This window comes from Sporosarcina sp. P19, assembly GCF_002743165.1.
Lineage (GTDB): Bacteria > Bacillota > Bacilli > Bacillales_A > Planococcaceae > Sporosarcina > Sporosarcina ureae.
In genome coordinates this window covers 183,607-196,106 of sequence record NZ_PDYR01000002.1, presented here as the reverse complement: position 1 = coordinate 196,106, position 12,500 = coordinate 183,607, and the positions used below count along the sequence as shown (strand labels likewise).

Here is a 12,500-nt window from a genome sequence, read left to right as displayed (position 1 = left end):
TTTATTTATAGATAGGCGATAGTTTCTTTGTAATTATTTCACGCAATGCTTTTTTACTGACCTTTCCAAAAGATGTTTGTGGAAAGGTATCCACTATTTCAACCCGGTCAGGAATCTTAAAATCCGCGATCCCTCTTTTTATTAGAAAATCCTTCATTTCAACTTTAGTTATCATCCCCTCATTAGGGATAACAAACGCACATGACCTCTCTCCAAGAAATTGATCCGGCATAGAGACGACTGCAACATCAAACACATTAGGATGTGAAGCAATATGATCTTCCATTTCCTCTGCCGCTATCTTTTCACCGCCACGATTTATCTGGTCCTTAATACGACCTTCTACGACAATATTTCCCGCTTCGTCTAAGCTAACTAAATCACCTGTGCGATAAAATCCATTCAATGTAAATGCTTTAGCATTATGCTGTTCCGCCTTATAGTATCCGCGAATAGTATATGGGCCCCTAGTTAACAATTCCCCTACTTCACCTAGTTCAACTTCGCGATCCTCTTCGTCAACTACACGAATCTCATCATAGGGTGACATCGGTCGTCCCTGCGTGTTAATAATAGTCTCTTCTGGATCATCTAATCTTGTGTAATTAACCAACCCTTCAGCCATCCCATACACTTGTTGCAGCTTACATCCAAAGGCTTGTTGCATACGTTTAGCTATTTCAGCATTGAAATGCGCTCCGCCTACTTGAATGATTTCTAAACTAGTGAAATCATTTGAACGTGTCTTCAACGCTTCCAACCAAATAATGGCTATCGGTGGAACAAGTGCTACAATCGTTACCTTTTCTTTTTCGATTATAGGGAAAGCCTCGTCTGGACTAGATCCTGTTGCTAGCACAATCCTTGCGCCAGCATAAAGTGAACCGAGCACTCCCGGTGAACTCAAAGGATAATTATGCGCGATTGCTAAAACTGCAAGGTAGACACTATTCTCATCCATTCTACATATTTCATTACTCTTACGAAGACTATAAATATACTCATCATGTGTTCGTGGAATTAATTTAGATAACCCTGTACTTCCACCGGATAATTGTAAAAAAGCGATGTCATTTGGATAAACATTAGGCTGAATATACTCTTCTTCCAAATAAAGATCTGCTAACTGTTCCAACTCTTCAGATTCACCAAGTGTAATGATATGCTCTAAAGTACTTGTTTCACGCTGAATGGTCTTAGCCATTTCATGATAATGATACCCAGAGAAGTTTTCCGGCATTATATAAGCCTTTGCCTTGGTCAACTCACAAAAATACTGTATTTCACTATATCGGTGCGACGGCAAGGCAAATACTGGCAACACTCCTAATCGGAACAAGGCAAAACAAACCTCAAAAAACTCAACTGTATTTGGAATTTGAATGACTACTCTATCTTCTTTTTTAAAACCAAGTTTTTGAAACCCAGAAGCAAGTTGATCTACTCTTTTATCCAAAGTTTCATAACTTACTTGTTTTCCCCCATCAGTTATTGCAATCTTATTACCGTGCTTTTCTGCTCTTTCTCGAAGCATCTGTCCAAATGTTTCTCCACGCCAACAATCCTTTTCACGATAAAATGCAGCTATTTTATCGGGCCATGGTTGACACCCTTCCATAAGTATTCCTCCCTGTTTACTTAGTTTTTGACATATCTATGCCCTACTGTTTTTCAATACCCATAGCATCCAACATCGTTTTGAACTTCGCTCCAGTCTCATTCAGTTCTTCCTCGGGAATGGAGCCAGCAACTACACCTGCACCCGCAAATAATCGTATATCGTTTTCTTCAACTTCCGCACAACGAATCGTGACTATCCATTCTCCATTTCCATTTTCATCACACCAGCCGACCATTCCAGCAAAAAAACTTCTATTAAACGGCTCAATCTCATAAATGGCTTCACGTGCTAACTCTGTCGGATGTCCACATACCGCCGGTGTAGGATGTAACGCAATACCTAATTCTAAAGAAGATGTTTCCGCCTGTTTTAATGTTCCATATATTTCTGTTGACAGATGCCACATTGCTTCTGTCTTAATTAATGACGGTATTTCTGGAACATCCATCGATTCACAAAAAGGAGCTAATGATTCTTTTACCATATCGACAACCACTGCGTGTTCATATAAATCTTTTTCAGATTCCAACAGTTCTAACGCTCTACGCTGATCTTCTTTTGGATCATCACTTCGAGGTCTCGAGCCTGCTAATGGATTTGCGAATAAAGTTGAATCGTTTTTAGATACAAGCAATTCTGGACTAGCACCAAATAATATACGTTTCCCATTTGTCGATACCGTTTCCTTATTTCTAATCGTATTAACGTCTGATATATCAACAGCAAATGTGTATCCTTGCTTATTATGATGTTCCAACCTTTTTAAAATCTGTTTTACATCAATCTGCTCTTTCGTTTTAAAATTCAAAGCTCTAGAAACAACTATCTTATCTATTTGCCCCGACGAAATCTTATTTAGGCCTTGATTGACACCTTTCATATATTCTGCTGGCTCCGGAATATATTGAATATCATACGGCTGTAAAGAAATATTTTCCGGTTGGCCACTATCTTTTACCAATGTGGAAGTTACTTTTACTTCCTCAGGTATGATCATTTTTGCAGCTTCTGAGTAATCAAACGGAACTGCACCTACAACGATCGGATGCGGATGTCCTGCCCGGTTCGCCTGTTCAAATGCCTCTTCCACTCTAACCGGTAAACTATATATTTGATTTTTAGTTTTCCGTGTCTCCTTTACCACTGAGAAAACGCCTTTCCCCATAATCGTTCGCTTTGACGATGATAAAAAGAAATCTCCTAATTCATATTCATCTAAAATCGACTTTACCTTTGACATACTCACTTTACTCATATTTCTGTTTCCTCCTCGTTAAACACCTAGTGTGGCTCCACCATCAACAACCATATCGTGCATGGTGATATGTGATGCATCATCTGACGCAAAAAATAATACTGAGTTCGCAATATCGGATGGTGTTCCAATTTTACCAAGTGGAATACCAACTCGATAAACCTCAGATTGTCCATCTATCGTTTCTATTTCTCCCTCTTCATTACTCCAAAGTTTTCTTAGCATTTTTGTATCAGTAGATCCAGGCGAAATAACATTACAGCGTATATTATGCTTCGCAAGTTCCAGACCAAGACATTTTGTGAACATAGTTGCTGCCGCCTTTGAAGCTCCATAGGCCGCCATTCCAATTCTAGGAATATGGCTAGCGTTGGAACTTACCGTAATAATCGATCCCTTTTTACGTGGAATCATTTGCCTACTGACTATTTTAGACATACAGAATACACCCGTTGCATTAACAGAAAAACTTGCATCCCAATCCGCCTCATCCAAGTTGTCTATTAAATCTAACTTCAGTACTCCTGCCACATTCACCAATATATCTATCGGTCCAAGCTTAGACTCAACAGTAGAAATAACTTCTTCTACGATCATTGAGTCTGTTACATCTGCAGGAAAAGCTGTAATTGGATATCCTCTTTCTTGCATCTTTTTAATGCATTTAACTAATTCATCTTTGTCCTTATCGATCGCCGCTATCACCGCTCCATGTTCAGCTAACCGCTCTACTATTAATCGGCCTATACCTCCGGATGCGCCCGTGACAACAGCTATTTTACCTTCTAATTCGCTCTCTCTCATCGTCCCATTCCTTTCGACTTAATGAGTTACAATTGATATTGATACTGATAATCATTATCAATTGATAACTTCATGCTAGTTTAATTAAAGACAATAATCAAGGCGTTTTTGAGTTTTAAGAATTAAGTCCTATATTTATTTTTTGAACTAGGTAATGTTTTTTTGTATCTTTTAATTATATAAAGTTACTTTAAAACAACTCCAAATAGTCAACCTTCTCGGTAGCTAAAGCCTTCTTCACCTGTATATCATCGCTTTATTGCCGGTAAACTACTTCCCAAACGCTATGATGAAAAAAATAATTAGCATAAACAAAAAAAGCTTACCGAAAGTAAATATACCTAGCTCTTTGGCTTGGTACCCTTTCAGTCTGCTTTTCTTTTCACGTTATCGTATTTTTTCACTTTTAGACGTTTGTTGAATATAACCCTCTACTGTTAGTTAGCAGTCCATATTTTTTTCATTTACGAAGGCATAAGCCATTTGCCAAGGCACCTCAACATTATAAAGAAGAGCATTGAACCGAATATAAAATTAACACAGTAAAGAACTTTGAGGACATTTGGGTGAAAATAAGTTTGAAATTTGGTTATTGTGTGTATTCACTTGAAAAATTTTCGCGTTCAAGTGTTACTAATTTCATTCAAAACAAAAAGCACCGTAAACATTGGTTTAACAATGTTTACGGTGCTTTTTTGGTTCTTATCTAGATATTACTTTATTACGTCCCAGGAGGGATTCGAACCCCCGACCGATGCCTTAGAAGGGCATTGCTCTATCCAGCTGAGCTACTGAGACAAACACCTGCAACCACAGGCACAAGAACTATTATATGCATAATCCAAAGATAAGTCAACACTATTTCATAAAACTATTTATTAAATATAATTTGGTCTATTAAGTCGTGGTTCATGCCATAAAAACTCACAGTATAAACATCGTCGATTTCGATGACTGCGTATGTCGCTACCCTACCTCCACGTGGTTGAGTCGTGCTTCCCGGATTAACAAACAATACACCGTTGATCATCTCCGCGCCATATAAATGGGAATGTCCGAATAAAGCAATAGTTGCTTGTTGCTCAGCTGCTGCGTAAGAAAGGGTGAGCATAGAGCGCTTAACGTCGTGTTCATGGCCGTGGACAATAAATACAGTCTCATCGCCCAATTTCTGTACAATGGTTGCTGGAAATTGCTCGTCGCGGTCACAGTTACCACGAACAATATGGATTCCATTAAGCAATGGATCTTTTGCCGATAATTCACTGTCGCCACAATGGAATATTTCGTCTGCTTGCAATGATTTTATCAGCTTCACTGTATTCAAGTCGCCATGTGAATCACTTAAAACAAGTAGCTTCATTTCATTTCACCTATCCGTGTAAGAAATTCTGGTAGTTGTTTTTTTAGTTGAGCTAAAGCTGCTCCGCGATGAGAGATGGCATTTTTCTCTTCTGCAGATAATTCTGCCATCGTTTTCCCTCTACTAGGTACATAAAATATTGGATCATAGCCGAATCCATTCGTTCCTTGTCGTTGATCTGTAATGATACCTTCACAGCTGCCAGAATAAGTAGTTGTCCCGATACCAGGACCGGCAATCGCTAGAACACACCGAAATCGAGCTTGACGCGCCGTTTCAGGCACTTCCACAAGATTAGCTAGCAATTTATCGATATTCGCTTCATCGTCCGATGGCTCGCCTGCATAGCGTGCAGAGTAGACACCTGGCTCGCCATTTAGTACATCGACTTCCAGCCCGCTGTCATCGGCAATTACTACTTTCCCCAATAAATTTGCAACAGTCTCTGCTTTTAATACGGCATTTTCAACGAAAGTGGTACCCGTTTCTTCTACATCAATTGATTCTTCAATATCTTGCAATGTCAGCACATTGATACCTAAAGGGCGAAAGAGAACTTCAAAGTCTTTCGCCTTGCCTTTATTATTCGTTGCGATTAATACTTCCTTCATTGCGCTTCGCCTACCTGTTGTCCAATCTTATCTGCCAACTCGCCTAATACTTCTTTTTGAATTGCAATCAATTGTTCGATACCTGATTCAGCCAACGTCAATAAATCATTCATTTCCGCGCGAGAAAAAGTAGCTTCTTCGCCTGTCCCTTGCAGTTCCACGAATTGGCCTTGTCCCGTCATCACCACATTCATATCCACGTCAGCAGAAGAATCTTCTACGTAGTCAAGATCCGTGATCAATTGACCGTCAGCCAGTTTCCCTACACTTGTAGCAGCTAGGAAGTCACGAACCGGGAATACGGGTAGCTTCTTTTCGATTTGTAATTTATTCGCAGCGATGACCAATGCAACAAATGCACCTGTAATGGAAGACGTTCGCGTTCCACCATCTGCCTGAATGACATCACAGTCAATCCAAATTGTACGCTCCCCAATAGCATCTAAATCAACGACTGCACGCAAAGCTCGTCCGATCAAACGCTGGATTTCCATCGTACGACCGCCCACTTTACCGCGGGAAGATTCTCGGATGGTCCGTTGTCCTGTTGCGCGTGGCAACATGGAATATTCAGCAGAGATCCATCCTTTTCCACTATTACGCATAAATGGCGGTACACGATCTTCAATCGTCGCTGTACAAATCACTTTCGTATTTCCAACTGAAATCAGTACGGAACCTTCTGGGTGAATCAAATAATCCTTCTCAATTGTTACTGTACGAATATCTTCTGTTGCTCTTCCATCATGTCGCATGCAATATCCTCCATTTTTATCCATTTATTTAGTGTGAACAGTTCTTCAAGTCTACGTTCAATCTATCTTATCATATTCACAGCAAAAAACCCGAAAACAACGTACTGTTTTCGGGTACTGCAATACATGTTATAAAGTCAGCTTGCGTACATCTGCCTGCGGAATGGCAAGCCAATCTTCAACGATGGCTCGAAACTTTTCCATTGAGCCTGTTGTGTAGAATATTGGCTCTTCCGCTGATATAGATAGTAATTGCTTCGCTTCAAGAATCCGTTCAACATCAATCACAGTCTCCGCTGCTGAAGAAATAACATTCTTTTGATTGGAGAAATGCGCTTCAATATGTTCTTGTAATAATGGATAATGCGTACAGCCAAGAATTACAGAATCAAACGGATAGTTATGCAACGGAAGTAACGTCCGGTCGACTATATCCCTTGCTGCCTGTGTACGGTATTCTCCATTTTCAACGATTGGCACAAATTCCGGACACGCGAGTGAATGGACTTTGGCTTCCGGTTTTAAAGCTTGTATCGCTAGATCATAGGCTTTACTTTTCACGGTGCCTTCTGTACCCAGCACAGCAATTTCGTCTGTTCGCGATGCATTGATAGCCGCCCTGGCTCCTGGCTCAATAACACCGACAACAGGAAAATCAAATTGCTGTCGTACTTCTTCTAGCGCGATAGCAGTCGCGGTGTTACACGCAATAACGAGCATTTTTATACCCATTTGCGCCAAACTGTTGACCATGTCCATTGTAAATTGCAACACTTCTTCCGCAGGTCGAGGACCATACGGACAACGTGCATCATCGCCAATGTAAATAATAGGTTCATTCGGTAGGTAGTTGCGTAACTCTCTTACAACTGTCAGTCCGCCAACTCCCGAATCAATTACTCCAATAGGTGCGTTCAATGTAATCCCTCAATCTCTTGTCATCTGTTCATGTAGTGTAGCCAGCAATTCTGAAAACTGCTGAATTTCCTGCCCATTTGAATTCACAAGGACATCTTGCAAATACTCTTGTCTCTTCTGTATGACCTCTTCAATAATCCGTATTCCTTCAGGTAATAAATGAACACGGACAACCCGACGATCCTTATCATCTCGCACACGTCTCACTAGTTGACTATTTTCCATTCGGTCTACCAAATCAGTCGTGGTGCTAAATGCTAGGAACATTCTATTGGATAGATCTCCAATGGTCATATCACCATGTTCTAACAACCATTGAAGAGCACTGAATTGAGGAGGCGTAATGGTAGAATTCTTTAATATTTTTCGACCTTGTTCCTTGATGATGGACGCAATGTATCGCAAGTCTTTTTCCATCTTTACGATATCAGTTGGTACGTTTTGTTGTTCATTCAACAAAAAATCAGCTCCCTGAAATGAGTCCTATCTTTTCATTGTACCGTTTTCGTTGATGAACGCAACAATTTTTCCTTCGTTTTATGCTAGAGAAGAAGTAATTGACACCGATTGCACAAAATTGGTCTACTATCCTAAGCTGGGCATCATTTTTAGTTCAGCCGTAACTCTCCCAATCGCAATAATTCAACGATCGCTTGTGCTCTGCCTGATACACCCAGTTTTTGAATCGTATTTGAAATGTGATTTCGTACGGTTTTCTCACTAATCGTCAGTTGTCCAGCAATTTCTTTTGTTGTAAAATCATCTACCAGCAAAGTGAAAATTTGTCGTTCCCGATTTGTTAATAAAGAACGGTTTTGCATTTCATCCAAGATGCGCCCCTCCTCTTTACGCTTTCCCCATAGGATATGTAAGCATAAGGGCGTCTGTGTAGGCTTTTACGAGTTTTCTAGGAACATCCTCTTCTCTTCTTCTGTCCATGCAACAGGTCTTCCATCAGCTTTACCAATTTGAACGATAGCACTCCTACCTGTAAAGACGATTTCATTACGTTCATTCTTAGCCATATAATGCAGATCAACTGAACTCGTACCCATAGAATTGGCTTTCACGTGGATTTGCAGCTTTTCGTCAAAGTATACTTGCTTAGCGAAATCGCATTGTAAATCCGCTACTATTGGAATAGTCGTGCCCTTTGGATCGATCCACTTTGTCATATGGTTTAGATGTTTCAAATATTCAATTCTGGCATACTCAAAATATGCAAATACCTTTGTGTTGTTCAGATGCCCATACATATCCGTCTCTGAAAAACGTACTGAAACGTCCGCATGAAAATGAAATCCTTCTATCCATTCCTCTATATTATCAATATAACTTTCTCTCATTCACTCACACTCCTTCATAATGAATAAATATTCATTACTTTATTATATCAAAATACGAATTGACGTCAAATATATCCATCACACTACTGTTAGCGCAAATTCAATTGAATACTAGGAGAGGGTTGTAGGTAAAATTGCTTTCTAAAGGAGCAACATTAAACTTCTTTGTCTATTCCTCAACTCCTGCTTCCTATCATAATCTGAAGGCAGTAAACATCAAAAAAGCTGTCCTAGAAAGTCATAGACTTCCTGGACAGCTTGCTTTATAGAAATTAATCTACTTGGTGGTCACTTCCGAAGAAGTTCTTGAACATTTGGATTGTTGTTGCTCTACCGATTGCACCGATAGAAGTGGTTAACGGAATACCTTTAGGACAAGCAACTACACAGTTTTGTGAGTTACCGCACTCAGTGATTCCTCCGTCTCCCATAACAGTAGCCAAACGCTCATCTTTGTTCATTGAACCAGTCGGATGTGCGTTGAATAGACGCACTTGTGACATCAATGCAGGACCCATGAAATTCGTCTTGTCGTTTACGTTTGGACAAGCTTCTAGACATACACCGCAAGTCATACATTTAGACAGTTCATATGCCCATTGACGCTTACGTTCAGGCATACGAGGACCTTCACCAAGGTCATACGTACCATCGATCGGAACCCATGCTTTGATACGCTTTAACGAATCGAACATGAATTCACGGTCAACAACCAAGTCACGAACGACCGGGAATGTGCGCATAGGCTCAAGTTTAATCGGTTGTGTTAACTGATCAACCAGCGCAGTACATGACTGACGAGGGCGACCGTTTATTACCATTGAACATGCACCACAAACTTCTTCCAAACAGTTCATATCCCAGTTAATAGGAGTTGATTTCTCACCTTTAGCATTTACTGGGTTACGTCTGATTTCCATTAGAGCCGAAATTACGTTCATATTCGGGCGATATGGAACTTCAAATCTTTCAACATAAGGGCTTGAAGTGGCAGTATCTTGACGATGAATGTCAAATACGACAGTTTTTGTAGCAGTTGCAGTTTGTTGTTCGCTCACTTTTGTCAATCTCCTTTCTTCGCTGAGTAATCACGGATACGTGGAGGAATTAGAGATGTATCTACATCTTCATACGAAATAATTGGTGCAGAAACTCCATCAAATTCCGCAATTGTTGTTTTCAAGAAGTTCTCATCGTCACGATTCGGGAAGTCTGGCTTATAGTGCGCGCCACGGCTCTCATCACGATTCAATGCACCTAAAGTGATTACACGTGCTAGATAAAGCATGTTTTTCAACTGGCGTGTAAACATAGCTCCTTGGTTTGACCATTGCTGTGTATCCGTAATATTAATATTTTCATAACGCTCAAGTAACTCGACAATTTTCTCGTCTGTTTGCTTCAATTTATCATTGAAACGAACAACCGTTACGTTGTCAGTCATCCATTCGCCTAGCTCTCTGTGAAGTACGTACGCATTCTCTGTACCGTTCATCTTGAGAGTATCTTCCCATTTCTGTTGCTCTTCTTTCACTGCATCTTCGAAGATCGTTGCTGGCAGTTCATCAGCTGTTCGCTTCAAATGCTTCATGTAATCAATTGCGTACGGTCCTGCGACCATACCACCATAGATTGCAGATAGTAATGAGTTGGCTCCTAAACGGTTTGCACCGTGTTGTGAGAAGTCACATTCCCCTGCTGCGAATAGACCCGGGATACTTGTTTGCTGATGATCATCTACCCATAGTCCACCCATTGAATAGTGAACAGCCGGGAAAATTTTCATTGGCAATTTACGTGGATCATCTCCTGTGAACTTTTCATAAATCTCGATGATTCCACCAAGTTTAATGTCAAGTTCTTTAGGGTCCTTGTGGGATAGATCCAAGTACACCATGTTTTCTCCGTTGATACCTAGTTTTTGGTTTACGCACACGTCAAAGATTTCACGTGTTGCGATGTCCCGAGGAACTAAGTTACCGTAGTCCGGATATTTCTCTTCCAAGAAGTACCAAGGTTTACCGTCTTTATATGTCCAAATACGTCCACCTTCACCACGTGCTGATTCACTCATGAGACGAAGTTTGTCATCTCCAGGAATTGCTGTCGGATGGATTTGAATGAATTCACCATTTGCATATTTTGCACCTTGCTGATATACGATCGATGCCGCAGAACCTGTATTGATTACAGAGTTTGTAGACTTACCGAAGATAATACCAGGGCCGCCTGTTGCCATGATGACAGCATCCGCCTTGAATGCTTGAATTTCCATTGTCTTCATGTTTTGCGCTTTAATACCGCGGCACGTTCCCTCTTCATCTTTGATGATTCCAAGGAATTCCCAGTGCTCATATTTTTGTACTAATCCAGCTACCTCATGCGAACGCACTTGTTCATCAAGAGCATAAAGTAACTGTTGTCCAGTTGTCGCACCTGCATACGCTGTACGGTGGTGAAGTGTACCACCGAAACGACGGAAATCCAACAGACCTTCTGGCGTACGGTTAAACATAACGCCCATACGGTCCAATAAGTGGATGATTCCAGGAGCTGCTGCCGTCATTGCTTGTACTGGTTTTTGATTCGCTAGGAAGTCTCCACCGTAAACTGTATCATCGAAGTGAATGTCGACCGAGTCGCCTTCACCTTTCGTGTTTACAGCACCGTTAATGCCACCTTGGGCACATACGGAGTGGGAACGTTTTACTGGTACTAGCGAGAACAAGTCAACCGGTACACCAGCTTCTGCTGATTTGATGGTAGCCATTAGTCCAGCTAGTCCTCCACCGACGACAATCAATCTGCCTTTTGCCATTATTGTGTCACTCCTCAATTATACGTAATTTCATTAGTTAGTTGTTATTTACACAAAAGCTAGAAGTGCCTGAATTCCAATTATAGAAAGTACTAGGAATACAACGATTGTGATATAAGATACGATTTTTTGTGATTGTGGTGATTGTGCAATTCCCCATGTAACACAGAAAGACCATAGTCCATTTGCTAAGTGGAATGTAGCAGATAGAATACCTAGGATATAGAATACAAGCATAAGTGGATTCGATAAGATATCGGCCATCATGTTGAAGTCTACTTCAGCTCCAAGTGCTTTTTGAATACGAGTTTCGTATACGTGCCAAGCAATGAAGATGACAAGGAATACCCCAGTGAAACGTTGGAGCGTGAACATCCAGTTACGGAAAGTACTGTAATGGCCCACGTTGTATTTCGCTGAAAACGCTATGTACACTCCGTAAAACGCGTGGAACATGAGTGGAATGTAGATAATAAACCATTCCAAGAAAGATACAAACGGCAAGTTCCCCATAAAATTAGATGCTGTGTTGAATGCTTCCTCACCGCGTGTTGCAAAATGGTTAATTACTAAGTGTTGGGCAACAAATAGTCCAACTGGAATTACACCAAGCAACGAATGTAGACGGCGTAAGAAAAAATCTGTTTCTTTCGACAAGTCTTTTACCCTCCCTTATTTCTGAGATTATACTGTCGTGATGCGGTTTCTTTATCTAGTTCGCATTCACCAGTATCTCTCTTCATGGTACAATATGATAACATGTATATTGTACTCCTCTGTATTGGACAGGTCAAGACGCTGTGTACTTTTTATAGTAGATTATGATTTTTCTAAAAACGTCGAATAACACTTTGCTTTTCCTATGATCCGACAATGCTTGACATAGTTTGAAGCCCGTAGAAATTAGGGTTTGAGAAATTTTCATTTCTTATTTCTACATTACTCAACTCATTTATTCATGAAATTTACGCTTCTCAGTTAATTAACTATTTATTCTAATAAAATGTAT

At 40.4% G+C, this 12,500-nt stretch carries 13 protein-coding genes and 1 tRNA gene; all 14 read right to left on the bottom strand.

Features of this window, described 5'->3' with window-relative positions; all coding sequences use genetic code 11:
* Nucleotide 1 precedes the first annotated feature (1 nt).
* Nucleotides 2-1,618 carry a (2,3-dihydroxybenzoyl)adenylate synthase gene (locus CSV74_RS04290; RefSeq protein ID WP_099690695.1) on the bottom strand — a complete coding sequence of 539 codons (1,617 nt, stop codon included), beginning with the start codon at nt 1,616-1,618 and terminating at the stop codon, nt 2-4.
* Between the two features lie 43 nt (nt 1,619-1,661).
* On the bottom strand, nt 1,662-2,876 hold the full coding sequence (gene dhbC / locus CSV74_RS04285; RefSeq protein WP_099690694.1) for an isochorismate synthase DhbC: 1,215 nt from the start codon (nt 2,874-2,876) through the stop codon (nt 1,662-1,664).
* Between the two features lie 18 nt (nt 2,877-2,894).
* Nucleotides 2,895-3,680, bottom strand: coding sequence for a 2,3-dihydro-2,3-dihydroxybenzoate dehydrogenase (locus tag CSV74_RS04280; RefSeq protein ID WP_099690693.1), 786 nt, complete (start codon nt 3,678-3,680; stop codon nt 2,895-2,897).
* Between the two features lie 724 nt (nt 3,681-4,404).
* Nucleotides 4,405-4,478: transfer RNA gene (locus CSV74_RS04275), tRNA-Arg, on the bottom strand.
* 73 nt (nt 4,479-4,551) lie between these two features.
* Nucleotides 4,552-5,043: a metallophosphoesterase gene (locus tag CSV74_RS04270; protein ID WP_099690692.1), complete on the bottom strand. Its 492-nt coding sequence runs from the start codon at nt 5,041-5,043 to the stop codon at nt 4,552-4,554.
* Nucleotides 5,040-5,654, bottom strand: a complete 615-nt coding sequence (locus CSV74_RS04265) for an XTP/dITP diphosphatase (RefSeq protein ID WP_099690691.1) — start codon at nt 5,652-5,654, stop codon at nt 5,040-5,042. Before CSV74_RS04265 ends, CSV74_RS04270 begins: the two co-directional genes overlap by 4 nt.
* Entirely contained in the window at nt 5,651-6,409 is a 759-nt protein-coding gene (gene rph / locus CSV74_RS04260; RefSeq protein WP_029052969.1) for a ribonuclease PH, read from the bottom strand. The genes CSV74_RS04265 and rph overlap by 4 nt, the downstream gene beginning before the upstream one ends.
* 129 nt (nt 6,410-6,538) lie before the next feature.
* The gene (gene racE, locus CSV74_RS04255) at nt 6,539-7,327 is read right to left on the bottom strand and encodes a glutamate racemase (RefSeq protein ID WP_099690690.1); all 789 of its coding nucleotides are present in this window, start codon (nt 7,325-7,327) and stop codon (nt 6,539-6,541) included.
* A gap of 9 nt (nt 7,328-7,336) precedes the next feature.
* Nucleotides 7,337-7,744 (bottom strand): MarR family winged helix-turn-helix transcriptional regulator, encoded by a 408-nt coding sequence (locus CSV74_RS04250; protein ID WP_099690782.1) that lies wholly within the window; start codon nt 7,742-7,744, stop codon nt 7,337-7,339.
* A gap of 191 nt (nt 7,745-7,935) precedes the next feature.
* Nucleotides 7,936-8,148: a helix-turn-helix domain-containing protein gene (locus tag CSV74_RS04245; protein WP_037561560.1), complete on the bottom strand. Its 213-nt coding sequence runs from the start codon at nt 8,146-8,148 to the stop codon at nt 7,936-7,938.
* A 75-nt stretch (nt 8,149-8,223) separates the two neighbouring features.
* Nucleotides 8,224-8,673 carry an acyl-CoA thioesterase gene (locus tag CSV74_RS04240; protein ID WP_099690689.1) on the bottom strand — a complete coding sequence of 150 codons (450 nt, stop codon included), beginning with the start codon at nt 8,671-8,673 and terminating at the stop codon, nt 8,224-8,226.
* A gap of 272 nt (nt 8,674-8,945) precedes the next feature.
* The gene (gene sdhB / locus CSV74_RS04235; RefSeq protein ID WP_199083916.1) at nt 8,946-9,740 is read right to left on the bottom strand and encodes a succinate dehydrogenase iron-sulfur subunit; all 795 of its coding nucleotides are present in this window, start codon (nt 9,738-9,740) and stop codon (nt 8,946-8,948) included.
* Nucleotides 9,737-11,491 (bottom strand): succinate dehydrogenase flavoprotein subunit, encoded by a 1,755-nt coding sequence (gene sdhA, locus CSV74_RS04230; RefSeq protein WP_029052963.1) that lies wholly within the window; start codon nt 11,489-11,491, stop codon nt 9,737-9,739. Before sdhA ends, sdhB begins: the two co-directional genes overlap by 4 nt.
* A gap of 48 nt (nt 11,492-11,539) precedes the next feature.
* Nucleotides 11,540-12,148: a succinate dehydrogenase cytochrome b558 subunit gene (locus CSV74_RS04225; RefSeq protein WP_029052962.1), complete on the bottom strand. Its 609-nt coding sequence runs from the start codon at nt 12,146-12,148 to the stop codon at nt 11,540-11,542.
* Nucleotides 12,149-12,500 lie beyond the last annotated feature (352 nt).

Coding starts and splice junctions, on each gene's coding strand:
- CSV74_RS04290 (WP_099690695.1), bottom strand. CDS start 1,618: ATGGAAGGGTGTCAACCATGGCCCGATAAAATAGCTGCATTTTATCGT.
- dhbC (WP_099690694.1), bottom strand. CDS start 2,876: ATGAGTAAAGTGAGTATGTCAAAGGTAAAGTCGATTTTAGATGAATAT.
- CSV74_RS04280 (WP_099690693.1), bottom strand. CDS start 3,680: ATGAGAGAGAGCGAATTAGAAGGTAAAATAGCTGTTGTCACGGGCGCA.
- CSV74_RS04270 (WP_099690692.1), bottom strand. CDS start 5,043: ATGAAGCTACTTGTTTTAAGTGATTCACATGGCGACTTGAATACAGTG.
- CSV74_RS04265 (WP_099690691.1), bottom strand. CDS start 5,654: ATGAAGGAAGTATTAATCGCAACGAATAATAAAGGCAAGGCGAAAGAC.
- rph (WP_029052969.1), bottom strand. CDS start 6,409: ATGCGACATGATGGAAGAGCAACAGAAGATATTCGTACAGTAACAATT.
- CSV74_RS04250 (WP_099690782.1), bottom strand. CDS start 7,744: ATGGAAAAAGACTTGCGATACATTGCGTCCATCATCAAGGAACAAGGT.
- CSV74_RS04245 (WP_037561560.1), bottom strand. CDS start 8,148: ATGCAAAACCGTTCTTTATTAACAAATCGGGAACGACAAATTTTCACT.
- CSV74_RS04240 (WP_099690689.1), bottom strand. CDS start 8,673: ATGAGAGAAAGTTATATTGATAATATAGAGGAATGGATAGAAGGATTT.
- sdhA (WP_029052963.1), bottom strand. CDS start 11,491: ATGGCAAAAGGCAGATTGATTGTCGTCGGTGGAGGACTAGCTGGACTA.